Source organism: Stutzerimonas balearica DSM 6083 (assembly GCF_000818015.1).
GTDB classification, from domain to species: Bacteria; Pseudomonadota; Gammaproteobacteria; order Pseudomonadales; family Pseudomonadaceae; genus Stutzerimonas; species Stutzerimonas balearica.
This window is the reverse complement of the sequence record NZ_CP007511.1, coordinates 3,618,998-3,642,688: the sequence shown is the minus strand read 5'-3', so window position 1 is coordinate 3,642,688 and position 23,691 is coordinate 3,618,998. Positions and strand designations below refer to the sequence as shown.

Genomic DNA, 23,691 nt, shown 5'->3' with positions numbered 1-23,691 from the left:
GTGGGGCGGCCGCAAGGCGGCTCCGGTGTTATGTAACGCCGCCGCAGCGGCTTGCCAAGCGCAAGGAAGCTTTTTGCCGGCTGGCCTTGTCCCACGTCATATACCCGCCGCGCGCGATCGCCCGGCGATCAACCGCTAACCATCGGAGAACCCATGCTCGATCTGGCGGCTGCATTTATCGCGCTGACGACCTTTTTCACCTACCTCAACTACCGCTTCATCCGCCTGCCGCCGAGTATCGGCGTGATGGTCACCGCGCTGCTGCTCTCGCTGCTTCTGCAGGGCCTGGCGGCGCTGGGCTTTCCGGTGCTGGAGGTGGAGGCGCAGGAGCTGATCCGCCAGATCGACTTCTCCGACGTGCTGATGACCTGGTTTCTGCCTGCACTGCTGTTCGCCGGTGCGCTGCACGTCAACCTCGACGATCTGCGTCACTACCGCTGGCCGATCGGCCTGCTCGCCACCGCCGGGGTGCTGCTCTCCACCTTCGTGGTCGCCGGCCTGGCCTATGCCATCGTCGGCGCGTTCGGCTGGCGCCTGGATTTCATCTACTGCCTGCTGCTCGGTGCGCTGATCTCACCGACCGACCCGATCGCGGTGATGGGCATTCTCAAGACCAGCGGCGCGCCAGGGCCGCTGCAGACCACCATCGTCGGCGAATCGCTGTTCAATGACGGCACCGCGGTGGTGGTGTTCAGCATCCTGCTCGGCGTGCTCACCCTGGGGCAGACGCCGACTGCCGGGGCAGTCGGCCTGCTGTTTCTCGAGGAGGCGGTGGGCGGTGTGCTCTTCGGCCTGGTGCTGGGCTTCGGGGTGTTCCTGCTCATGCGCCGTGTCGACGAGCACCAGCCCACGGTGATGCTGACCCTGGCGCTGGTCTTCGGTGGCTCGGCGCTGGCCACGCACCTGCACGTCTCGGCGCCGATCAGCATGGTCGTGGCCGGGCTGATCATCGGCAACCAGGGCCGGCGCAAGGCGATGGACGAGGATGCACGGCGCTATGTCGATGGCTTCTGGGAGCTGGTCGACGAGGTGCTCAACGCCCTGCTGTTCGCGCTGATCGGCCTGGAACTGCTGGTGCTGCCGTTCGGCTGGCTGCCGCTGCTCGCCGCCTTGCTGCTGGGCGCCGCGGTGCTGGCGTCGCGCTTCGTCACCGTGGCGAGCATCATCAACCTGCTGCGCCGGTTGCGCGGCGGCGACCGGCGCACCGGCCCCGGTGCGGTGCGCTTGCTGACCTGGGGCGGGCTGCGCGGCGGCGTCTCGCTGGCGCTGGCGCTGTCCTTACCGCTCGGCGAACAGCGCGACCTGGTGCTGACGCTGACCTACCTGGTGGTGCTGATGTCGATCCTGCTGCAGGGGCTCACCGTCGGCCGCGTGGTCTGTGCGCTCTACGGTCGCCGCGCCGAGCCGGCCACCGACGAGATGCACTGAGCGCGTTCAACTGCCGAGTCCCAGCTCGGCCATCTTGCGGTACAGCGTCGAGCGCCCGAGGCCGAGCGCGCGGGCCGCCTCGACCACGTTGCCCTGATGCTGCGCCAGGGCCGCGGCAATCAGCTCGCGTTCGAATGCCGCGCGGGCCTGCTGGAAGTCACCGACCGGCGCTGCATGCGGCGCGCCCGCGGTGGTTTCCAGCGGCTGCAGCCTGCCAAGTGCGCGACGGATGTCGGCCTCGCCGAGTTCGGCGCTGTCGGCATGCAGGGCGGCGCGTTCGAGCACGTTGCGCAGTTCGCGGATGTTGCCCGGCCAGGCGTGGCGGGCGAGCAGGGCGAGGCCATCGGGGTGCAGTTCGTGGTCGCCGGGCAGCTCGTCGAGGATCGCCTCGCACAGCGCCGGCAGATCGGCCAGGCGTTCGCGCAGGGGCGGCACGCGGATCGGCAGCACATTGATGCGGTAGTAGAGGTCGGCGCGAAAGCTGCCGCGGGCGACCGCCTGTTCCAGGTCGATGGAGGTCGCGGCGATCAGGCGTACATCGCTCTGCAGCATCTCGTCGGAGCCGACCGGCTCGAACTCCTTCTCCTGCAGCACGCGCAGCAGCTTGCTTTGCAGGGCCAGCGGCATGTCGCCGATCTCGTCGAGAAACAGCGTGCCGCCCTGGGCGATCTGCAGCTTGCCCGGCCGGCCCTTGCGCGTGGCGCCGGTGAAGGCGCCCGGCGCGGTGCCGAAGAACTCGGCCTCCAGCAGGCTTTCGGGAATCGCCGCCGCGTTGATGCTGACGAACGGCTTGTTGGCCCGCGGCGAGGCGGCATGGATGGCATGCGCGAGCAGTTCCTTGCCGGTGCCGGTCTCGCCGAGCAGCAGCACCGGCGATTCCACCGTGGCGCTGCGCCGGGCGTGCCGTTTGACCTCCAGGCTCTGGGCGCTGGTGCCGATGAAATGGGCGAAGCTGTACTTGGCCTGGCGCGCGCGCAGCAGCGAGCGGGTCGAGGCCAGTTCTTCCTGCATGCGTTGATAGCGGGTCAGCAGCGGCGACAGCGCGCGCAACTCGTCGAACAGGGCGAAGCCGATGGCGCCGATGATCTGCCCGTCGTCGTCGTGCACCGGCAGGCGCATGACCACCACCGGGCTGTCCGGCGTGTCGAGCATGTCCAGCAGCATGGGCTTGCCGGTGCTGACCACCTCGCGCAGCAGGCTGCCGGGAATCACCGTCTCGCAGGGCTTGCCGATCGCCTGCTCGGGGCTGTCGAGGCCGAAACGGCGCGCGTAGCGTTCGTTGATCCAGACGATGTTGGCGTCGCGGTCGACGATGATGGTGCCTTCGCTGGAGTGCTCGAAGATCTCGAACAGCGAGCGGATCGCCAGCTGGCGGACGTGCGGGTAGTCCTTGAGGTTGTGATTCATGCGGCTCCGTGCGCCCGCGCCGGCGACTCCGGCACGGGCGCCTGGCAGGGTCAGGTGAGGAAATAGAGCCCGCCGGCGATCACCAGGCCGGAGAAGACCAGCGTCAGCAGGCAGTAGCCCATGATGTCACGCGCGCCGAGCCCGGCAATACCCAGCAGCGGCAGCGCCCAGAACGGCTGGATCATGTTGGTCCAGGCATCGCCCCAGGCAATCGCCATGGCGGTGACCTGCGGCGGCACGCCCAGCGCCGCGCCGGCCGGCAGCATGATCGGCCCCTGCACCGCCCACTGGCCGCCGCCGGAGGGCACGAAGACGTTGACCAGCCCGGCGCTGAGAAAGGCCAGCACCGGAAAGGTGTCGGCCGTCGACCAGGCGACGAAGCGGTCGGTGACCAGGCGACCGAGCGACAGCCCGGCGGCATTGGCGCCGACCATCATGCCCATGATCCCGGCGTAGAAGGGGAACTGCACGACGATCCCGGCGATGCCACGAATGCTCTCCTCGATGGCGCGCATGTAGCGCTCCGGCGTGCCGTGCAGCAGCAGGCCGGCGAAGAGAAAGATCGAGATGACGATGTTCAGGCTCAGCGCCAGGCCGTTCTCGCTGAAGTAGCGGTAGAAGAACAGCAGTGCCAGCGCGACGACGACCAGGCCGAGGATGCGGCTGTCGTCCAGGCGCTGCACGGCGGTCTCGCGTGGCACCGCGTCGGCTTCCGGCTCCTTCAGCAGCGCCGGGTCGACCTGCTTCGGCTGCCTGGGCTGCATCGCCCAGTTGAGCAGCGGCAGGCCGACCACCAGCACGGCGATGATGATCAGGTTGTAGGAGGCGAACATGGTCTGGCCGACGTCGATGGCTTCGCTCAGCGCACCGCCGGTCATCTTCGCCAGGTCCGCGCCGCCGCTGGCCAGCGACAGCGGGATCGAGCCGGAAAAGCCGCCGTGCCAGATGAGAAAGCCCGAATAGGCCGCGGCGACCAGCAGCGGGTAGTCGACGCCGCGCACCTGGCGGGCCAGCGCGCGGGCGAACACCGCGCCGATCACCAGGCCGAAGCCCCAGTTGATCCAGGAACCGGCCAGCGCCACCAGGGTCACCAGAATGATCGCCTGCCCCGGAGACTGCGGCACCCGGGCCATGCGGTCGAGCAGTCGATTGATCGCCGGCGCGCGGGCCAGGGCATGGCCGGTGACCAGGATCAGCGACATCTGCATGGTGAAGGCCAGCAGGTTCCAGAAGCCGTTGCCCCAGTGCTGCGCCATCGCCGTCAGCCCCTGGCCGGTGGCGAGCATCGCGGCGACCAGCACGATCAGCGTCAGCAGGATGGCGAAGACGAAGGGCGAGGGCAGGAAACGCTGCACCAGGTAGACGCTGGCGGCGGTTATTCTGTTGAGCATCGGAAGGTCCTCGTTTGTTGTTCTTGTCCATGGCGGGCGTGCCCGCTTCGGTTATTGAGTGCGGCGCGAGGATCGCCGTTCCCCGGGTTCGTCAAAGGTTCATGGCATGCGCGCACTGGCTTGGCTGATCGTCTCGACCGCTCTGCTCTGGGAGCTGCCGCCCGCGCTGGCGCAGGACCGCCTGGCGCTGCGCATCGGTGGGGAAACGCTGCGGGTGGAGCTGGCTGCCAGCGACCTCGAGCGCGCCCGCGGGCTGATGGCGCGCACCGAGCTGCCGGCCGACGCCGGCATGCTGCTGCGCTTCGAGCGCCCCGGGCGCCATTGCCTGTGGATGAAGAACACGCCGTTGCCGCTGTCGGCGGCGTTCATCGACGACGCCGGGCGGATCGTCGATCTGATCGACCTCGAGCCGCTGAGCACCGAGATCCGCTGCTCGCAAGCGCCGGCGCGTTATGCGCTGGAGGTGAACCAGGGCTGGTTCGCCGAGCACGCCATCGGCCCGGGCGCACGGGTGGAGGGATTGCCTGCGGACTAGCGCCGGCTCGCGCCGGCGCCGCCGCTCAGTAGCGGAACTGCCCGACCAGCGTTTGCAGGCCCACCGCGAGATGCGCGAGCTGGCTGCTGGCCTGCGCGGTCTGGCCGGCCGATTCGGTGACGCGATCGGCCACCTGATTGATGTTCACCACGTTCTGGCTGATTTCGTCAGCCACCGCGCTCTGCTGCTCGGCGGCGCTGGCGATCTGGGTGTTCATGTCGCTGATGCGGGTGACCGCGCCAGTGATGCCGCTCAGCGAGTCACCGGCCTGCTGGGCCTGGCGCACGCTGACCTCGACCTGGGCACGGCCCCGCAGCATCACCGCGGCGGAGTCGCGCGCGCCGGCCTGCAGCTGCTCGATCACCTGCTGGATTTCCACCGTCGACTGCTGGGTGCGCGAGGCGAGCGTGCGAACCTCGTCGGCCACCACGGCGAAGCCGCGGCCCTGTTCGCCAGCCCGCGCCGCCTCGATGGCAGCGTTCAGCGCCAGCAGGTTGGTCTGCTCGGCGACGCCGCGGATCACGTCCAGCACGGCGCTGATGCTCTGGCTGTCGGCCTCCAGCCGCTGGATGGCGGCAGCGGTACGCTCGACCTCGGCCGAGACGTTTTCGATCGAGCTGACCGTCTGCTGCACCACCTGCTGGCCCTGCTGGGCCTGCTCATCGGCGGCCTGGGCCGATTCGGCCGCCAGTGCGGCGTTACGCGCGACGTCCTGCACGGTGGCGGTCATCTCGTTCATTGCCGTGGCCACCAGCTCGATCTCGTGGCGCTGTTGTGCGACGTCGCGGTTGAACTCGTCGGTGATCGCCGACATCTCCTCGGCCGCGGCGGCCACTTGCGTCGTCGAGCCGGCCACCTCGCTGACCAGCCGGCGCACCTTCTCGACGAACAGGTTGAAGGCACCGGCCAGCTCGGCTACCTCGTTGCGCCCGCGCTGTTCCAAGCGCCGAGTGAGGTCGCCTTCGCCGGCGGCGATATCGCGCATCGCATCGACCGCGACCCGGATCGGGCTGACGATGCCGCGCGCCACCAGGGCCGCGACCAGCAGGCCGATGGCCAGCGCGATGCCGGCGACGACCAGTGCGGTGTTGCGCATCGAGGCCAGTGCGTCGGCGTAGCGGGTGCGGTCCATCGCCACTTCCAGCACGCCCAGCGGCTTGCCGGAGAAGTCCTCGACCGCCGATACCAGAACCGCCACCGGCTGGCCGTCGGCCTCGGCCTGGAAGATCACGTCATTGCCGGCGAGCGCCTGGCCGCGCTGCTCATCGCTGACCAGGGGGCTGCCAAATGTGGTGGCGAAGGGCTTGAAGCTGCCGCTGGCCTCGCGCAGCACCAGGCCGACGTCGACGTGGTAGCGCGCCTTGAAGGCGTCGAAGAACGCCTGGCCCAAGGACAGGCCGAACTCCACCGAGCCAACCGGCCGGCCCTGATGGCTGATCGGCACGAGGCCGCGAATGCCCAGGCCGGCGACGCCGGACTCGACACCCCGCACCGGCGTCTGGCGGGCGTTGGTGTCGACGATGGTCTGGCGGATCGCGGAAAGGTCGTCACCGAACTGCGCCGGCTTGTGCACGCGCAGGAAGGAGGTGGCCGGTGCCTTGTGGAACTGGAACTGGGTCAGGCCATAGTCGTTCGCCAGCTTCGCATAGCCCGGCACGAACAGCGCCGAGAGTCGTTCACGGTCATCGTCGGCCATCGCCTGCTGCACCTCGGGGATGTTCGCCACCAGGGCGGCGAGGCGCTCGGCGGTGAGGCTTTCGGCGGCGATGGTGGTGCTGACGTTGTCGAAGATGCCGCGCAGCTCGCGGCGCTCGGCGTCGGCCAGCAGGCTTTCGAAGCGGCTGAAGAACAGGGCGGTCAGGGTCGTGACGGTGACGATCAGCAGCAGCACGATACTGATCGCGATGCGCTGTCCGATGCGGATATTGGCGAGCATGCTCTGGAACTCCCGGCAGTAGGAAGGCTGCCGATGGGCAATGGAAGGGTGGGGCGTCGAAGGGGCTGCCTGGGGCGATAGGCATCGCCCGTAATATCGACCGGCAGGGCCGGGACCTTAAATCTTTCCTACAAGCGGCAGCGGCCGCTCAATCCAGCGGCAGCTCCGTGGTCCGCTTCACCTCGCTCATGGCGATGTGCGAGTGCGCTTCCTGCACGTGTGGGCGCTGCAGTAGCTGGTCGCGCAGGAAGCGCTCGTAGCTGTCGATATCGCGCGCCACCACCTTGAGCAGGTAGTCCGACTCGCCGGCCATGGTGTGGCATTCGAGCACCTCGGGGTAGCCGACCACGGCCTGCTCGAATTCGTCGAGGTTGCTGCGCCCATGGGCCGAGAGCTTGATGTTGACGAACACCGTCATGTCCAGCCCGAGCTTCTTCGGGTTGAGCAGGGCGACCTTGCGCTCGATCAGCCCTTCTTCCTGCATGCGGTGGATGCGTCGCCAGCAGGGCGACTGCGAGAGCTCGACCTTTTCGGCGATCTCGGCGGCCGACAGGTCGGCGTTGTGTTGCAGCAGGCGGAGGATCTTGCGGTCGACGGTGCTCAGCGGGGTCTGCATGTTCATTCCAGTTTTGTTGTTGTCGGCGAATCGTTCATGCAAGCGAACGTGGTTCTAGCGCAAAAGTAGAAAGAAAATCTCCCCTCGTCACGGCCAGACTGTAATCACGTGCCGGCGGGGCGATCCCCTGCCGCGAAAAAGGCGGGTGGCGCCGAACGCGACCACCCTGACTCCGATAACAACAAATTAGGAGCGCCCCATGTCTCTGGCCGAGATCCGTCTGGACGACAAGTACCGCCTTGCCACCGGGCACCTGTACCTCACCGGTACCCAGGCCCTGACCCGTCTGCCGATGCTCCAGCATCAGCGCGACCAGGCGCGTGGCCTGAACACCGGCGGCTTCATTTCCGGCTATCGCGGCTCGCCCCTGGGCGGGCTGGACAAGAGCCTCTGGGAAGCCCGCGACTACCTCAAGCAACACGCCATCCACTTCCAGCCGGGCGTCAACGAAGAGCTGGCCGCCACCGCGGTGTGGGGCAGCCAGCAGGCCAACCTGTTCCCCGGCGCCCGGTACGACGGCGTGTTCGCCATGTGGTACGGCAAGGGGCCGGGCGTCGACCGTGCCGGCGACGTGTTCAAGCATGCGAATGCGGCGGGTGTCTCCCCGCATGGCGGCGTGCTGCTGCTGGCGGGTGACGATCACGGCTGCAAATCCTCGACGCTGCCGCACCAGAGCGAGCATGCCTTCATCGCCGCCTCGATTCCGGTGCTGAATCCGGCCAACGTCCAGGAAATCCTCGACTACGGCATCATCGGCTGGGAGCTGTCGCGCTACTCCGGTTGCTGGGTGGCGCTGAAGACCATCGCTGAAAATGTCGATTCCTCCGCCGTGGTGGAAGTCGACCCGCTGCGCGTGCAGACGCGCATCCCGGACGATTTCGAGCTGCCCGAGGACGGCGTGCACATCCGCTGGCCGGACCCGCCGCTGGCTCAGGAAAAGCGCCTCAACCTGTACAAGATCTACGCCGCACGCGCCTTCGCCCGGGCCAACAACCTGAACCGGGTGATGCTCGATTCGCCGAACCCGCGCCTTGGCATCATCACCACCGGCAAGTCCTATCTCGACGTGCGGCAGGCGCTGGATGACCTGGGCCTGGACGAAGCGCTGTGCGCCTCGGTCGGCCTGCGGGTGCTCAAGGTCGGCATGAGCTGGCCGCTGGAGCCGGTCTCGGTGCACGAGTTCGCCCAGGGGCTGGACGAGATTCTGGTGGTCGAGGAGAAGCGCAGCATCATCGAGGACCAGCTCACCGGACAGCTCTACAACTGGCCCGTCAGCAAGCGTCCGCGGGTGGTCGGCGAATTCGACGAGCAGGGCAATTCATTGCTGCCGAACCTCTCCGAGCTGACCCCGGCGATGATCGCCCGGGTGATCGCCAAGCGCCTCGCGCCGATCTACACCAGCGACAGCATCCAGACCCGCCTGGCCTTCCTGGCCGCCAAGGAAAAGGCCCTGGCCGCGCGCAGCTACAGCACCGTGCGCACCCCGCACTACTGCTCCGGCTGCCCGCACAACACCTCCACCAAGGTGCCCGAGGGCAGCCGCGCCTCGGCCGGCATCGGCTGCCACTACATGGTGCAGTGGATGGACCGGCGCACCGAGACCTTCACCCAGATGGGCGGCGAGGGCGTCAACTGGATCGGCCAGGCGCCGTTCACCGACACCCCGCACATGTTCCAGAACCTCGGCGACGGCACCTACTTCCACTCCGGCAGCCTGGCGATCCGCGCCGCCGTGGCGGCGGGCGTCAACATCACCTACAAGGTGCTCTACAACGACGCCGTGGCGATGACCGGCGGCCAGCCGATCGACGGCGAACTGCGCGTCGACCAGCTCAGCCGGCAGATCGCCGACGAGGGCGTCCGGCGCATCGCCCTGGTCAGCGACGAGCCGGACAAGTACCCGAGCCGCGACGGCTTCGCGCCGATCACCACTTTCCACCATCGCCGCGAACTGGACGCCGTGCAGCGCGAGCTGCGCGAATTCAAGGGCGTCTCGGTGATCATCTACGACCAGACCTGCGCCACCGAGAAGCGCCGCCGGCGCAAGCGCGGCAAGCTGGAAGACCCGGCCAAGCGCGTATTCATCAATGCTGCGGTATGCGAGGGCTGCGGCGACTGCGGCGAGAAGTCCAACTGCCTGTCGGTGCTGCCGAAGGAAACCGAGCTGGGGCGCAAGCGCGAGATCGACCAGAACGCCTGCAACAAGGACTACTCCTGCGTCGAAGGCTTCTGCCCGAGCTTTGTCACCGTGCATGGCGGCGGGTTGCGCAAGCCCGAGGCGGTCGGCCATGGCATCGAGGCCGGCGCGCTGCCCGAGCCGCAGCATCCGTCGCTGGAGCGGCCGTGGAACGTGCTGATCCCCGGCGTCGGCGGCAGCGGCGTGACCACCCTCGGCGCGCTGCTCGGCATGGCCGCGCACCTGGAAGGCAAGGGCTGCACCGTGCTCGACCAGGCCGGCCTGGCGCAGAAATTCGGCCCGGTGACCACTCACGTGCGCATCGCTGCGAAGCAGAGCGACATCTACGCGGTGCGCATCGCCGCCGGTGAAGCCGACCTGCTGCTCGGCTGCGACCTGGTGGTGGCGGCCGGTGACGAGTCGCTGACCCGGCTCAATGAGCAGATCAGCAATGCCGTGGTGAACAGCCACGAATCGGCCACCGCCGAGTTCACCCGCAACCCGGATGCCCAGGTGCCCGGCGCGGCCATGCGCCAGGCGATCAGCGACGCGGTCGGCGCGGAGAAGACCCACTTCGTCGACGCCACCCGCCTGGCCACCCGGCTGTTGGGCGACAGCATCGCCACCAACCTGTTCCTGCTCGGCTTCGCCTATCAGCAGGGGCTGCTGCCGATCAGCGCCGAGGCCATCGAGAAAGCCATCGAACTCAATGGCGTTGCCGCCAAGCTGAATCTGCAGGCCTTCCGCTGGGGCCGCCGTGCGGTGCTAGAGCGCGAAGCGGTGGAAGGTCTGGCGCGCCCAGTCGAGGTCGCCGAACCACTCTGTAAAACCCTGGAAGAGATCGTCGAGTGGCGCGTGGACTTCCTTACCCGCTACCAGAACGCCGGGCTGGCGCGCCGCTATCGCCAGCTGGTCGAGCGCGTGCGCGATGCCGATACGGCGGACGATCTGGCGCTGTCCAAGGCCGTCGCGCGCTACTACTTCAAGCTGCTGGCCTACAAGGACGAGTACGAGGTCGCACGCCTCTACAGCGAGCCGGACTTCCGCCAGCAGCTCGAGGCGCAGTTCGAGGGCGACTACAAGCTGCAGTTCCACCTGGCTCCGGCCTGGCTGGCCAAGCGTGACCCCGTCACTGGCGAGCCACGCAAGCGCGAGTTCGGCCCCTGGATGCTCAACGCCTTCGGTGTGCTGGCCAAGCTGCGCTTCCTGCGTGGCACGCCGCTGGACCCGTTCGGCTATGGCCACGACCGTCGCGTCGAACGCCAGCTGATCAGCGAATACGAGAAGACCGTGGACGAGCTGCTGGCCCAGCTCAAGCCGAGCAACTACCGCACCGCCGTGGCCATCGCCGCGCTGCCGGAGCTGATCCGTGGCTACGGCCCGGTGAAGGAACGCGCCATCGCCAAGGCCCGCCAGCAGGAAAAGTTGCTCCGCGAGCAGCTGGCCAAGGGCGACGAGGTGCAGAGCGTGCGGCTGTTCCAGCCGGCGGCCTGAGCGCCCCGGCGCTGGGCGCTCGTCGCGTCGGGCAGCGTTGTTCGGTGGGCTTCAACCCACCGGCAGGGCACGCAGCAGCGGCCCGTCACCCTGTTCGCCCAGGGCCAGATGAACCCGCCGGGCCCATCGCCCGGTGATACCGAACAAGCAGGCCCTGCCCATGGCAGGGCGCCAGACCAACAAGAACGAGGTAACCCCAATGTCCGTCTTCGCTCATCCTGACTTCGACCGCCACGAGCAGGTGGTCTTCTGCCATGACCAGGTTTCGGGGCTCAAGGCCATCATCGCCATCCACGACACGCGCCTCGGGCCGGCGCTGGGTGGCTGCCGGATGTTCCCCTACGCCAGTGACGACGAGGCCCTGCGCGATGTGCTGCGGCTGTCGCGCGGGATGACGCTGAAATCCTCGCTGGCCGGGCTCAAGCTCGGCGGCGGCAAGGCGGTGATCATCGGCGACCCGCATACTGGCAAGAGCCAGGCGCTGCTACACGCCATGGGCGACTTCGTCGACAGCCTCGGCGGGCGCTACATCACCGCCGCCGATTCGGGCACCGGCGATGCCGAAATGCAGGCCTTCGCCCAGCGCACCCGCCATGTGGTCGGCGCCACGCCGCGCGCGACCCTCGACGGCAGCATCACCAGCGGCGACCCGTCGCCATCCACGGCGCTGGGCGTCTTCGTCGGGCTCAAGGCAGCGGTGCGCCACCGGCTCGGGCGTGACGACCTCGGCGGGTTGAAAGTGGCGATCCAGGGCGTTGGGCATGTCGGCCTGGGTCTGGCGCGGCATCTGAAAGCCGCGGGCGCCGAGCTGTGGGTGGCCGACATCTTCGATGCCAACGTCAAGCAGGCGATGGACGAGCTGGGCGCCCAGGTGGTGCGCCCGCAGGACATCTACGGCCTGGACGTGGACGTCTTCGCGCCCTGCGCCATGGGTGCGATCCTCAACGAGCAGACCCTCGAGGTGCTGCGCGCGCCGGTGATCGCCGGGGCGGCGAACAACCAGCTGGCCACGCCGCAGGTCGGCGCCGAGCTGCAGCGCCGCAACCAGCTGTACGCCCCGGACTACGCGATCAATGCCGGCGGCATCATCGACGTCTACTACCAGCGCATCGGCGGCAGTGCCGCGCAGATAGACGGCCATGTGCGCGCCATTGGTGACACCCTGCAGCAGATCTTCACCCGTGCCGCCGCCAGCGGCGAGCCGACCTCGGTGATCGCCGACCGCCTGGCACTCGAGCGGCTCGACAGCGGCAGCCAGCCGGAGGCCCTGCGCTTGCACGCCTGATACCCCCGGGCGGCCGCACGGCCGCCCACTTCCGTCACTTCGCCCGACCTGACAAGAACAACAAGCAGGAAACCGCAATGACCGAACCGTCCCGCCTCACTGCCGGCAGCTTCGCCGGCGCGTCCGCAACTGCCCGTTCCGCCTCCAGCCGTGGCCTCTGGTCCTCGCGCTGGGTGTTCTTTCTCGCCGCCACCGGCTCGGCCGTGGGCCTGGGCAACATCTGGAAATTCCCCTATATCACCGGCGCCAACGGCGGCGGTGCCTTCGTGCTGGTCTACATCGCCTGCATCCTGACCATCGGCATACCGCTGCTGATGGCCGAAGTCATGATCGGCCGCCGTGGGCGGCAGAATCCGGCCGGCGCCATGGGCCGCCTGGCGCGCGAAGCCGGGGCCAGCCCGCACTGGCGCAAGGTCGGCTGGCTCGGCGCCTTCACCGGCTTCCTGATCCTCGGCTTCTATCTGGTGGTGGCCGGCTGGGCGCTGGCCTATGTGCCGACGGCGCTGAGCGGTGCCTTCAGCGGCGTCGACGGCCAGGCCAGCGGCGCACTGTTCGAAGGGCTGCTCGCCGACCCCGGCCGGCTCGCGCTTTACGGCCTGGCGGTGCTCGCGGCGACCCTGCTGATCGTCGGCCTCGGCGTGCGCGACGGGCTGGAGCGCGCGCTGCGCCTGCTGATGCCCGGGCTGTTCGTGCTGCTGCTGGGGCTGGTCGGCTATGCCGCGGTGGCTGGCGATTTCGCCGCCGCGCTGCGCTTTCTGTTCGTGCCGGATTTCTCTCAGCTGAGCGCCAAGGGTGTGCTGCTTGCCCTGGGCCATGCGTTCTTCACCCTGAGCCTGGGTTGCGGCGCGATGATGGCCTACGGCTCCTACCTGCCGGAGGGCACCTCCATCGCGCGCACCTCGCTGCTGGTGGCGCTGGCCGACACCGTGGTCGCGCTGCTGGCCGGCCTGGCGATCTTCCCGCTGGTGTTCGCCAACGGCCTGGAGCCCGGCGCCGGGCCGGGGCTGATCTTCGTCACCCTGCCGATCGCCTTTGGCCAGATGCCGCTCGGCCAGCTGGTCGGCGGGCTGTTCTTCGTCATGCTGGTGCTCGCCGCGGTGACCTCGACGATCTCGCTGTCCGAGCCGGGCATTGCCTGGCTGACCGAGCGCTTCGGCATCCGCCGTGGCCGCGCGGTGCTGCTCACCGGTTCGCTGCTCGCGCTGCTGGGCACGGCCTGCCTGCTGTCGTTCAACCACTGGGCCGAGTACCAGCTGTTCGGCCGCACGGTGTTCGACACCATGGACTACCTCACGGCCAACTGGCTGATGCCGCTCGGCGGGCTGGGTACCGTGCTGTTCACCGGCTGGGTGCTGCGCCGCGAGCTGGTCCATGAGGCGGTCGGCATCGGCCGGCCGGGCTGGTTCAGCCTCTGGTGGAACCTGCTGCGCTACGGCACCCCGGTGGCCATCGTGCTGGTCTTTCTCAACCTCATCGGGCTCGTCTGAGGCGAGCGCCCGGATGGCCCTGGATGCAATAGAGGAGGCATTGCTGAGCTGAAGCCCGCATCACGGTGAGATGGGCTTGGTGGGCATGGCCGGTGGGCTGAAGCCCACCCTACAGCGCTGGTCGGACTTGTCGCGAGGTCGCTTTTGTCGCCTCGGAATCCGGCCTGCTGCCTCGTAGGGTGGGCTTCAGCCCACTTTTTTTGTGCCCGTTTTTTTGTGCCGGGCCGCATATGGAGCGGTAGTGCGGCAGCTTGTCGCACTTGGTTGTCAGCTTTTCGTTACGGGTGGAAAGGCAAACGAACGCGCCAAGGCCCGGCCGGCGCGGTGTAAGGAAAAGCTGACAACCGATTGCGGGCGCGGCGCTGCCGAGGCCGGCGCGGACGGCTTGTTTGCCTGCCGGCGCTGGTTTGTCATGGGCCCAGCCACCCCGTGCAGGGGGTCTGTGAACCCCCTTGAACCGATAACAAGAACCAGGAGGCGAGATGAACGCCGTGACCAAGATCGAACAGCACAACCCCATCGGCACAGACGGCTTCGAGTTCGTCGAATTCACCGCGCCGAATGCCGAAGGCATCGAGCAGCTGCGCACGCTGTTCACCCAAATGGGCTTTACCGAAACCGCCAAGCACCGTTCCAAGGAGGTCTGGCTGTTCCAGCAGCACGACATCAACATCGTGCTCAACGGCAGCCCCACCGGGCATGTGCGCGAGTTCGGCGAGAAGCACGGCCCGAGCGCCTGCGCCATGGCCTTCCGGGTGAAGAATGCCGCGCAGGCCGCCGCCTACGTCGAATCCCAGGGCGCCAAGCTGGTCGGCAGCCACGCCAACTTCGGCGAGCTGAACATCCCCTGCGTCGAAGGCATCGGCGGCTCGCTGCTGTATCTCGTCGACCGCTACGGCGACAAGAGCATCTACGACGTCGACTTCGAGTACATCGAAGGCCGTACGCCGAACGACAACGCCGTCGGCCTGATGTGCATCGATCACCTGACCCACAACGTCAAGCGCGGGCAGATGGATGTCTGGTCCGGTTTCTACGAGCGCATCGCCAACTTCCGCGAGATTCGCTACTTCGACATCGAAGGCAAGCTGACCGGTCTGTTCTCCCGTGCCATGACCGCGCCCTGCGGCAAGATCCGCATCCCGATCAACGAGTCGGCCGACGACAAATCGCAGATCGAGGAATTCATCCGCGAATACCACGGCGAGGGCATCCAGCACATCGCGCTGTCCACCGACGACATCTACGAGACCGTGCGCCGCCTGCGTGGCAACGGCGTGGATTTCATGACAACCCCCGCGACCTACTACGAGAAGGTCGATACCCGCGTCGCCGGCCACGGCGAGCCGCTCGACCAGCTACGCGAGCTGAACCTGCTGATCGACGGCGCGCCGGGGGATGACGGCATCCTCCTGCAGATCTTCACCAACACGGTGATCGGCCCGATCTTCTTCGAGATCATCCAGCGCAAGGGCAACCAGGGCTTCGGTGAAGGCAACTTCAAGGCGCTGTTCGAATCCATCGAGGAAGACCAGGTGCGCCGCGGCGTGATCAAGGCGGGCGAGTAAGGCCGGCGTCGAGGTGGGGTTGCGTAGGGTGGATGTCGCGAAGCACATCCACGCGTTTCGGTAGGCCTGACACGGACGCGTGGCCGACACAGACGCGTGGAAGATGCTTCGCAGTCTTCCACCCTACGCGCCATCCACCCTACGCACCGGAAACCACCGCTTCGCATTGAGATCACGCGGTATCACGAGGAGAGGCACATGAGCCGCAAATGGATCAGTTTCCCCATCCGCGAGGGTGAGAGTTCGCGTCAGGCGCACTGCGATTTTCCGCAGGGCACCTACGAGCGCGAAATGGGCCGGGAAGGCTTCTTCGGCCCGGCTTCGCACCTGCATCACAAGCATCCGCCGACCGGCTGGATCGACTGGGAAGGGCCTCTGCGTCCGCACGCCTTCAACTTCAATCAGATCCCCAGCGAAGGCGACTGCCCGCTGCAGGCGCCGCTGGCGCTGCACAATGCCGACGTCAAGCTGCGCCTGTGGAAGACCAACGGCGCCATGCGTCATCTGGTGCGCAACGGCGACGGTGACGAGCTCTTGTTCATTCACGAGGGCGCCGGGCATCTGTACTGCGACTTCGGCCACCTGGAATTCCGCGACGGCGACTACCTGATGATCCCGCGCGGCACCGCCTGGCGCATCGAGGCGACGCAGCCGGTGTTCATGCTGTTGATCGAGAACACCGACGGCGCCTACCAGCTGCCGGAAAAAGGCCTGGTCGGCCCGCACGCCATCTTCGACGCCGCGGTGCTCGACCATCCGCGGCTGGACGACGCCTTCCGCGCGCAGCAGGACGAGAACCCCTGGCAGATCCGCATCAAGCGGCGAGACCAGATCACCACCGTGACCTACCCGTACAACCCGCTGGACGTGGTCGGCTGGCACGGCGACAACACCGTGGTACGGCTCAACTGGCGCGACATCCGCCCGCTGATGAGCCATCGCTACCACCTGCCGCCGTCGGCGCACACCACCTTCGTCGCCAACGGTTTCGTGGTCTGCACCTTCACCCCGCGGCCGGTGGAATCCGATCCGGGTGCGCTGAAGGTGCCGTTCTTCCATAACAACGACGACTACGACGAAGTGCTGTTCTACCACCGCGGCAACTTCTTCAGCCGCGACAACATCGAGCAGGGCATGGTGACCTTCCACCCTTGCGGCTTCCCCCACGGGCCGCACCCGAAGGCGCTGAAGAAGGCCAGCACCGACCCGGCGACCTTTGCCGACGAGGTGGCGGTGATGATCGACACCCGCCGCGCGCTGGAGGTCGGCGAGGCCGCTGCAGCCGTCGATGTCCCCGAATACGTCAACTCCTGGCGTGCGCCGGGCAAGGAATCCTGATGAAACTCGCAACCCTCAACCAGGGCCGCGACGGCGTGCTCGTCGTCGTCTCCCGTGATCTCGCCCAGGCGGTGAAAGTGCCGCAGATCGCCGCCACGCTGCAGGCCGCGCTGGATGACTGGAACTACTGCAAGCCGAAGCTGGAGGCGGTCTACCAGCGCCTCAACGACGGGCTGGAGGAGGGCGCCTTCGCCTTCGACCAGACCGCCTGCCACAGCCCGCTGCCGCGCGCCTATCACTGGGCCGATGGCAGCGCCTACGTCAACCACGTCGAGCTGGTGCGCAAGGCGCGCGGCGCCGAGATGCCGGAATCCTTCTGGCACGACCCGCTGATGTACCAGGGCGGCGCCGATGCCTTTATCCCGCCGCACAGCCCGATCCGGCTGGCCGACGAGGCCTGGGGCATCGACCTGGAAGGCGAGCTGGCGGTGATCACCAGCGACGTGCCGATGGGCGCGACGCCGGCCGAGGCGGCGTCGCACATCCAGCTGCTGATGCTGGTCAACGACGTGTCGCTGCGCAACCTGATTCCCGGCGAGCTGGCCAAGGGCTTCGGCTTCTACCAGAGCAAGCCTTCGTCGAGCTTCTCGCCGGTGGCGGTGACCCCGGACGAGCTGGGCGAAACCTGGCGCGACGGCAAGGTGCATCGGCCTTTGGTTTCGCACATCAACGGCGAGCTGTTCGGCCAGCCGGATGCCGGCACCGACATGACCTTCAACTTCCCGACCCTGGTCGCCCACGCCGCGCGCACCCGCCCGCTGGGCGCCGGGACCATCATCGGCTCGGGCACGGTGTCGAACTACGATCGCAGTGCCGGCTCGTCCTGCCTGGCCGAGAAGCGCATGCTCGAGGTCATCGAGCACGGCGAGGCGAAGACGCCGTTCCTCAAGTTCGGCGACCGGGTGCGTATCGAGATGTTCGACGCCGCCGGGCAGAGCATCTTTGGCGCCATCGATCAGCAGGTGGAGAAATATGAAGGCTAGGGTGGAGGGTCTTCACAGCCACCGCGCGGAACAGGCAGCCGGTGGAGATCGCTGCGCGGCTTTCCACCCCACGGCTCAGGGTGGTTCGCCATGTTGAAACTCTACGGCTACTGGCGCTCCAGCGCCGCCTACCGCGTGCGCATCGCGCTGAACCTCAAGGGCCTGGCCTATCGCCAGGTGCCGGTGCATCTGGTCAAGGACGGCGGCCAGCAGCACGCCGCCGAGTACCGCGCGCTCAACCCGCAGAGGCTGGTGCCGCTGCTGGTCGACGAGGTCAACGGCGGCGCGCGCATCGCCCAGTCGCTGGCGATCCTCGAGTACCTCGACGAGGTGTTTCCGGTGCCGGCGCTGCTGCCGGACGATCCGGTGCGCCGCGCCCAGGTGCGCGCACTGGCCATGCACATCGCCTGCGATATCCACCCGTTGAACAACCTGCGCGTGCTCAAGTACCTGTCCGGCGAGCTCGGCGTCGACGACGAGGCGAAGAATGCCTGGTACCGGCACTGGGTCACCGAGGGCCTGGCGTCGGTGGAGGTGGGGCTGGAAGCCTTTGGTGACGAGCTGTCGCTGGGCCAGCGGCCCGGCTATCTCGAAGCCTGCCTGGTGCCGCAGGTGTACAACGCCCGCCGTTTCGACTGCCCAATGGACGCCTATCCACGTATCCTCGCGCGGGTTGCTCGCTGCGAGGCGCTGGAGGCATTCACCCATGCCGCCCCGGAGGTGCAACCCGACGCTGGCTGACTACCCACAACCTTGCGTGCCACTCCGCCATGCCACAAGCGCGGCGGGTTCGATCCGTCACAGATAAAAACAAGCAGGTGACGCATGACTCGTGAAAAACCGAAGAATCTCTGGCTGTCCCGCTGGGGCTTCATTCTCGCCGCGACCGGCTCGGCGGTCGGGCTCGGCAATATCTGGAAATTCCCCTACATAACCGGCGAGTACGGCGGCGGCGCCTTTGTGCTCATGTACCTGGTCTGCATCCTCGCCATCGGCATTCCGGTGATGATGACCGAGATCGCCATTGGCCGCCGCGGGCGCGGCAGCCCGATCGACGCCATCGCCCGCGTGGTGCGCGAGAACAACGGCAACCCGGCCTGGAAACTGGTCGGCAGCATGGCGATGCTCGCCGGCTTCATGATCCTTTGCTTCTACGTGGTGGTCGCCGGCTGGGCCTTCGCCTATACGGTCAAGATGCTCGACGGCTCGCTCGCGGCCAGCAGCGTCGAGGGCCTGGCACAGACCTTCGAGGCGCACAACGCCAACCCCTGGGTGCTCGGTGGCTGGAGCGTGCTGGTGGCGCTGCTGACGCTGTTCATCGTCGGCCGCGGCGTACAGGCCGGGGTCGAGCGTGCGTTCCGCTGGATGATGCCCGGGCTGGCGGTGATGCTGCTGGTGCTGGTCGGTTACGGCCTGACCAGCGGCGGCTTCGACGAGGGCTTTGCCTTCCTGTTCAGTTTCGATGCCTCCAAGCTCAGCGGTGAAGCGCTGCTGGCCGCCCTGGGCCACGCCTTCTTCACCCTCAGCCTGGCCTCCGGGGCGATCCTCACCTATGGCTCCTACCTGCCGGATGGCCAGTCCATCGCGCGCACCACCTTCATGGTGGCGATCGCCGATACCTGCGTGGCGTTGCTCGCGGGGCTGGCGATCTTCCCGGTGATTTTCGCCAATGGCATGAGCCCGAGCGCCGGGCCGGGGCTGATCTTCATGAGCCTGCCGCTGGCCTTCCAGCAGATGCCGTTCGGCACGCTGTTCGGCGTGCTGTTCTTCGCCATGGTGTCGGTTGCCGCGCTGTCCTCGGCGATCTCGATGATCGAGGCGACCGTCGCCTACCTCAACGAAAAGCACGGCATCAGCCGCGGCAAGGCCGCCATCGGCTCGGGGACGGTGCTGCTGGTGATCAGCCTGCTGGCGATGCTCTCCTTCAACGTCGGCGCCGACTGGAAGCTGTTCGGCACCACTCTGTTCGATGCCCTGGACTACCTGACCTCGCGCTGGATGATGCCGCTGGGCGGGATCTTCATGGCGGTACTGGCCGGCTACTGCCTGCGCGCCGAAATCATGCGCGACGAGCTGGAGCTGTCGCCGGCCGGCTACGCGCTGTGGCTGTTCATGGTGCGCTACGTCAGCCCGGTGCTGATCCTCATGGTGTTCCTGCATGCGCTCGGCTGGCTGGGCTTCGACCCGCTCGAGCGCTGGTACTGGATCGCCAGCGCCATCGCGTTGCTGACGATCGTCGGCGAAGGCTTTCGCCCGCGGGTGATGCCAGCCCTGGCCGGCCGCTGAGCCCAGCGCGTGACGAGCAGACGCCAGCCTTCGGGCTGGCGTTTTTTATGGGCGCGCGCCTCCGCTGCGGCGGTGGCCTTGGGCAAGCGCGTTGCGGGCGCAGGACGGCCGGCGGTCAAGTTCTGCCGAAAACAGCCGAAAACTTGACCGAGATCAACGGAATGCACCGTGCGCAGGATGCGAGCCCCGCTCAGCCAACCGGATGTTCCGCAAATGCCCAAACAGCTCAAGTTCAGCCACAAGATCCTGCTGGCCGCCTCGCTGGTCGTGGTCGTCGCCTTCGCGCTGTTCACGCTTTACAACGACTACCTGCAGCGCAACGCCATCCGCGCGAACCTGCAGAGCTATCTCGACGAGATGGGCGTGGTCACCGCCGACAATATCGCCAACTGGCTGTCCGGCCGCCTGGTGCTGCTCGAGAGCCTTGCGCAGACCGTCGCGCGCGACAACTCGACCGAACAGGTCGAAGCCCTGGTCCGCCAGCCGGCGCTCAGTTCGACCTTTGCCTTCAGCTACCTGGGGCGTGCCGACGGCGAATTCCTCGTGCATCCGCGCTTCGAGCTGCCGCCGGGCTACGACCCGCGCCAGCGCCCCTGGTACAAGGATGCCGTGGCCGCCGGCCGGACCACGCTGACCGAGCCCTACGAGGATGCGGCGACCAACGAGCTGATCATCACCGTGGCGACCCCGGCGCAGGCCGGCGGCCAGACCCTTGGCGTGATCGGCGGCGACCTGAGCCTGAAGGTGCTGGTCGACATCATCAACTCGCTCGACTTCAACGGCATGGGCCATGCGTTTCTCGTCAGTGCCGACGGCAAGATCCTCGTCCACCCGGACAAGACCAAGGTCAACAGGACGCTGAGCGAGCTCTACCCGCAGAACACCCCGAGCCTGACCAGCCGCTACGCCGAGGCGAGCCTCGACGGCAACGAGCGCATCCTCGCCTTCAGCCCGGTCGAGGGCCTGCCGTCGGTGAAGTGGTACGTCGGCATCTCGGTCGACCGTGACAAGGCCTATGCCAGCCTGGCCAGCTTCCGTACCTCGGCCTTTGTCGCCACGGCCGTGGCGGTGCTGTTCATCATCACCCTGCTGGGCATGCTGATTCGCGTGCTGATGCGCCCGCTGACCGACATGGGCCGGGCCATGGCCAACATCGCCGAGGGCGAGGGCGACCTGACCCGCCGCCTGGCGGTGCAGTCGAACGACGAGTTCGGCCAGCTGGCCGGTGCCTTCAACCGCTTCGTCGAGCGCATCCACGGCTCCATCCGCGAGGTGTCCTCGGCGACCCAGCAGGTGCATGAAGTGGTCAACCTGGTGCTCGCCGCGTCCAACTCGTCGATGGCCAACTCGGGCGAGCAGGCCAGCCGTACCAACAGCGTGGCCGCGGCGATCAACGAGCTGGGCGCCGCTGCCCAGGAGATCGCACGCAACGCCGCCGACGCCTCGCAGCAGGCCAGCGGCGCGAGCGGCGAGGCCGACGACGGGCGCCAGGTGGTCGAGCGCAACATCGCCGCGATGCGTGAACTCTCGGCGAAGATCAGCGACTCCTGCCGGCAGATAGAGACGCTCAACGCCAAGACGGTCGACATCGGCCACATCCTCGAGGTCATCAAGGGCATCTCCGAGCAGACCAACCTGCTGGCGCTCAACGCGGCCATCGAGGCGGCACGGGCCGGCGAGGCCGGGCGCGGCTTCGCCGTGGTCGCCGACGAGGTGCGCAGCCTGGCGCATCGCACGCAGAGCTCGGCACAGGAAATCCAGCAGATGATCGAGCAACTGCAGGTCGATGCGCGGCAGTCGGTCACCACCATGACCGAGAGCCAGCGTCAGAGCGAAAGCAGCGTGGGCATCGCCGACCAGGCGGGCGAGCGACTGGTCGCGGTGACCCGCAGCATCGGTGAGATCGACGCGATGAACCAGTCGGTTGCCACCGCCACCGAAGAGCAGACTGCGGTGATCGAGTCGCTGAACATGGACATCATCGAAATCAACACGCTCAACCAGCAGGGCGTGGAGAACCTCGAGGCGACCCTGCGTGCCTGTGGCGACCTCGAGCGCCAGGCCGGCCGCCTCAAGCAGCTGGTGGACAGCTTCCGCATCTAGCGCGCCTTCCGTCCGGCCGCCGTGGAGCAGCGGCGGCCGGTTGCGGTCGAAACCTCTCAGGGCAACATGACCATGGGAGGTTTCTTCATGAAGGTACTGATCGTTCTCACCTCGCACGACCGCCTGGGCGACACCGGCAAGCCCACTGGCTTCTGGCTCGAGGAGTTCGCCGCGCCGTACTTCGTCCTGCGCGATGCCGGCGCCGACATCACCCTCGCCTCGCCCAAGGGCGGGCAGCCGCCGCTGGACCCGAAGAGCGATGCACCTGACGCGCAGACCGAGGCCACCCGGCGCTTCAAGGAAGACGCCGAGGCGCAGCGGGCGCTGGCCAGCACGCACAAGCTGGACGAGATGTCTGCCGAGGACTTCGACGCGGTGTTCTTTCCCGGCGGGCATGGCCCGCTCTGGGACCTGGCGCAGGATCGCCACTCGATCGGCCTGATCGAAGCCTTCGTACGGGCCGGCAAGCCGGTGGCCGCGGTGTGCCATGCCCCGGCGGTACTCTGCGAGGTGCGCGGGCCGGACGGCGAGTTCCTGGTCAAGGGGCGCGGCGTGACGGGCTTTACCAACAGCGAGGAGGCGGCGGTCGAGCTGACCGAGGTGGTGCCGTTCCTGCTCGAGGACCGGCTCAAGGCGCGCGGCGGCAACTACAGCAAGGGGCCGGACTGGGCGTCCTACGTGGTGGTCGACGGACACCTGGTGACCGGGCAGAACCCGGCCTCTTCGGAGGCCGCGGCCGACGCGCTGCTGGAGTTGCTGCGCGCCGGCTGATCAGCGTGCGGCCGGCCAGCTCAGGGCATCGGCACTGGCGCAGGCGCCGAACAGCGGCTTGCTGAACAGATAGCCCTGCATCAGCTCGATGCCCTGATCGGCCAGGCACAGGTATTCGTCAGCGGTTTCCACGCCTTCGGCGATCACCCGGATGTTCAACTCGCGGCACATCTGCGTGACTCCGCGCACGATCGCCTGGCGCGAGCGGCTGGCGTCGATGCCGCGTATCAGATCCATGTCCAGCTTGATCAGGTCCGGCTGGAAGTCGGCCAGCAGGTTGAGCCCGGCGAAGCCGGCGCCGAAATCGTCGATCGCGGTGAGAAAGCCGATGCGCTGGTATTCGCGCAGGACTTCGGCAAGCCACTTGCCGTCGCTCACCTCTTCGCCCTCGACCGTCTCGAAGATGATCCGCTCGATCGGGAAGTCGTGCTCGCGCGCGGCCTGCAGCGTCGAGCGGATGCACAGCTCGGGGCGGTAGATCGCATTGGGCATGAAATTGATCGACAGCCGGCTCTGCATGTCGAGCGCCGCAGCCGTGCGGATGGCCTCGACGCGGCAGGCCTGGTCGAAGCGATAGCGGTTCTCCTCGGTCACCCGCGACAGCACGGTCGGGGCCGGTTCGCCGGCCGGGCCGCGTATCAGCGCCTCATGCGCGAAGACCTGGCGGGCCGCCAGATCGACGATCGGCTGGTAGGCATAGGCAAAGGCGAAGTCCAGCGGCTGGGCGTTGCGGCAGCCCTCGCAGGTGACAGGCTGGTCGGAGTCGCAGGCGGAGCGGCGGGGCATCGGTGTTCCTCGGGTGCTTGGCGGCCATTGCGCCTGAAGGGCCGCGCGATGACGGCAGCATAACGGCTGCCGGTCGCGGTGACGGTTACCTTCTGTTGTCG

At 67.6% G+C, this 23,691-nt stretch carries 17 protein-coding genes; 12 read left to right on the top strand and 5 right to left on the bottom strand.

Annotated elements, in window-relative coordinates; all coding sequences use genetic code 11:
* Positions 1–153 precede the first annotated feature (153 nt).
* Positions 154–1,428 carry a cation:proton antiporter gene (locus CL52_RS16875; protein WP_043221967.1) on the top strand — a complete coding sequence of 425 codons (1,275 nt, stop codon included), beginning with the start codon at positions 154–156 and terminating at the stop codon, positions 1,426–1,428.
* A gap of 6 nt (positions 1,429–1,434) precedes the next feature.
* Here the strand turns inward: CL52_RS16875 and CL52_RS16870 are convergent, their stop codons facing one another.
* Together CL52_RS16870 and CL52_RS16865 are read right to left on the bottom strand one after the other, a co-directional pair.
* Positions 1,435–2,835: a sigma-54 interaction domain-containing protein gene (locus tag CL52_RS16870; RefSeq protein ID WP_043221966.1), complete on the bottom strand. Its 1,401-nt coding sequence runs from the start codon at positions 2,833–2,835 to the stop codon at positions 1,435–1,437.
* A 50-nt stretch (positions 2,836–2,885) separates the two neighbouring features.
* Complete coding sequence (locus CL52_RS16865) at positions 2,886–4,226, bottom strand: short-chain fatty acid transporter (protein WP_043221964.1); 1,341 nt, start codon at positions 4,224–4,226, stop codon at positions 2,886–2,888.
* 106 nt (positions 4,227–4,332) lie between these two features.
* Between CL52_RS16865 and CL52_RS16860 the strand changes: the two genes are divergently transcribed.
* On the top strand, positions 4,333–4,761 hold the full coding sequence (locus CL52_RS16860; RefSeq protein ID WP_082041999.1) for a DUF192 domain-containing protein: 429 nt from the start codon (positions 4,333–4,335) through the stop codon (positions 4,759–4,761).
* 25 nt (positions 4,762–4,786) lie between these two features.
* Here the strand turns inward: CL52_RS16860 and CL52_RS16855 are convergent, their stop codons facing one another.
* Entirely contained in the window at positions 4,787–6,697 is a 1,911-nt protein-coding gene (locus CL52_RS16855; RefSeq protein WP_043221963.1) for a methyl-accepting chemotaxis protein, read from the bottom strand.
* Positions 6,698–6,845: 148 nt separating this feature from the next.
* Positions 6,846–7,313, bottom strand: a complete 468-nt coding sequence (locus CL52_RS16850; protein WP_041108585.1) for an Lrp/AsnC family transcriptional regulator — start codon at positions 7,311–7,313, stop codon at positions 6,846–6,848.
* A gap of 199 nt (positions 7,314–7,512) precedes the next feature.
* Here CL52_RS16850 and CL52_RS16845 point away from each other — a divergent pair, with 199 nt between their 5' ends.
* From CL52_RS16845 to CL52_RS16800, 10 genes are all read left to right on the top strand, one after another.
* The gene (locus CL52_RS16845; RefSeq protein WP_043221961.1) at positions 7,513–10,983 is read left to right on the top strand and encodes an indolepyruvate ferredoxin oxidoreductase family protein; all 3,471 of its coding nucleotides are present in this window, start codon (positions 7,513–7,515) and stop codon (positions 10,981–10,983) included.
* Positions 10,984–11,182: 199 nt separating this feature from the next.
* Complete coding sequence (locus tag CL52_RS16840) at positions 11,183–12,268, top strand: Glu/Leu/Phe/Val dehydrogenase dimerization domain-containing protein (protein WP_043221959.1); 1,086 nt, start codon at positions 11,183–11,185, stop codon at positions 12,266–12,268.
* A gap of 77 nt (positions 12,269–12,345) precedes the next feature.
* Positions 12,346–13,755, top strand: coding sequence for a sodium-dependent transporter (locus CL52_RS16835; protein ID WP_043221957.1), 1,410 nt, complete (start codon positions 12,346–12,348; stop codon positions 13,753–13,755).
* Between the two features lie 482 nt (positions 13,756–14,237).
* Positions 14,238–15,323, top strand: coding sequence for a 4-hydroxyphenylpyruvate dioxygenase (gene hppD, locus CL52_RS16830; RefSeq protein WP_043221955.1), 1,086 nt, complete (start codon positions 14,238–14,240; stop codon positions 15,321–15,323).
* Positions 15,324–15,521: 198 nt separating this feature from the next.
* Positions 15,522–16,661, top strand: coding sequence for a homogentisate 1,2-dioxygenase (locus tag CL52_RS16825; RefSeq protein WP_043221953.1), 1,140 nt, complete (start codon positions 15,522–15,524; stop codon positions 16,659–16,661).
* A complete protein-coding gene (locus CL52_RS16820; protein WP_043221951.1) occupies positions 16,661–17,644 on the top strand; it encodes a fumarylacetoacetate hydrolase family protein in 984 nt (327 codons plus the stop codon). Before CL52_RS16825 ends, CL52_RS16820 begins: the two co-directional genes overlap by 1 nt.
* 90 nt (positions 17,645–17,734) lie before the next feature.
* Positions 17,735–18,385, top strand: coding sequence for a maleylacetoacetate isomerase (gene maiA / locus CL52_RS16815; protein ID WP_043221950.1), 651 nt, complete (start codon positions 17,735–17,737; stop codon positions 18,383–18,385).
* 84 nt (positions 18,386–18,469) lie between these two features.
* Entirely contained in the window at positions 18,470–19,930 is a 1,461-nt protein-coding gene (locus CL52_RS16810; RefSeq protein WP_043221948.1) for a sodium-dependent transporter, read from the top strand.
* A gap of 213 nt (positions 19,931–20,143) precedes the next feature.
* Entirely contained in the window at positions 20,144–22,033 is a 1,890-nt protein-coding gene (locus CL52_RS16805) for a methyl-accepting chemotaxis protein (protein WP_043221946.1), read from the top strand.
* 87 nt (positions 22,034–22,120) lie between these two features.
* The gene (locus CL52_RS16800; protein ID WP_043221944.1) at positions 22,121–22,804 is read left to right on the top strand and encodes a type 1 glutamine amidotransferase domain-containing protein; all 684 of its coding nucleotides are present in this window, start codon (positions 22,121–22,123) and stop codon (positions 22,802–22,804) included.
* Here the strand turns inward: CL52_RS16800 and rimA are convergent, their stop codons facing one another.
* Positions 22,805–23,590: a S6 modification regulatory phosphodiesterase RimA gene (gene rimA / locus CL52_RS16795; RefSeq protein WP_041107750.1), complete on the bottom strand. Its 786-nt coding sequence runs from the start codon at positions 23,588–23,590 to the stop codon at positions 22,805–22,807. It abuts the gene before it with no gap.
* Positions 23,591–23,691 lie beyond the last annotated feature (101 nt).

Excerpts from the sequence above, each read along its gene's own strand:
- CL52_RS16810 (WP_043221948.1), top strand. The coding sequence starts at position 18,470 with ATGACTCGTGAAAAACCGAAGAATCTCTGGCTGTCCCGCTGGGGCTTC.
- CL52_RS16870 (WP_043221966.1), bottom strand. The coding sequence starts at position 2,835 with ATGAATCACAACCTCAAGGACTACCCGCACGTCCGCCAGCTGGCGATC.
- CL52_RS16820 (WP_043221951.1), top strand. The coding sequence starts at position 16,661 with ATGAAACTCGCAACCCTCAACCAGGGCCGCGACGGCGTGCTCGTCGTC.
- CL52_RS16875 (WP_043221967.1), top strand. The coding sequence starts at position 154 with ATGCTCGATCTGGCGGCTGCATTTATCGCGCTGACGACCTTTTTCACC.
- CL52_RS16865 (WP_043221964.1), bottom strand. The coding sequence starts at position 4,226 with ATGCTCAACAGAATAACCGCCGCCAGCGTCTACCTGGTGCAGCGTTTC.
- CL52_RS16860 (WP_082041999.1), top strand. The coding sequence starts at position 4,333 with ATGCGCGCACTGGCTTGGCTGATCGTCTCGACCGCTCTGCTCTGGGAG.
- CL52_RS16825 (WP_043221953.1), top strand. The coding sequence starts at position 15,522 with ATGAGCCGCAAATGGATCAGTTTCCCCATCCGCGAGGGTGAGAGTTCG.
- CL52_RS16850 (WP_041108585.1), bottom strand. The coding sequence starts at position 7,313 with ATGCAGACCCCGCTGAGCACCGTCGACCGCAAGATCCTCCGCCTGCTG.
- CL52_RS16855 (WP_043221963.1), bottom strand. The coding sequence starts at position 6,697 with ATGCTCGCCAATATCCGCATCGGACAGCGCATCGCGATCAGTATCGTG.
- CL52_RS16800 (WP_043221944.1), top strand. The coding sequence starts at position 22,121 with ATGAAGGTACTGATCGTTCTCACCTCGCACGACCGCCTGGGCGACACC.
- rimA (WP_041107750.1), bottom strand. The coding sequence starts at position 23,590 with ATGCCCCGCCGCTCCGCCTGCGACTCCGACCAGCCTGTCACCTGCGAG.
- CL52_RS16840 (WP_043221959.1), top strand. The coding sequence starts at position 11,183 with ATGTCCGTCTTCGCTCATCCTGACTTCGACCGCCACGAGCAGGTGGTC.
- CL52_RS16835 (WP_043221957.1), top strand. The coding sequence starts at position 12,346 with ATGACCGAACCGTCCCGCCTCACTGCCGGCAGCTTCGCCGGCGCGTCC.
- CL52_RS16805 (WP_043221946.1), top strand. The coding sequence starts at position 20,144 with ATGCCCAAACAGCTCAAGTTCAGCCACAAGATCCTGCTGGCCGCCTCG.
- CL52_RS16845 (WP_043221961.1), top strand. The coding sequence starts at position 7,513 with ATGTCTCTGGCCGAGATCCGTCTGGACGACAAGTACCGCCTTGCCACC.
- maiA (WP_043221950.1), top strand. The coding sequence starts at position 17,735 with ATGTTGAAACTCTACGGCTACTGGCGCTCCAGCGCCGCCTACCGCGTG.
- hppD (WP_043221955.1), top strand. The coding sequence starts at position 14,238 with ATGAACGCCGTGACCAAGATCGAACAGCACAACCCCATCGGCACAGAC.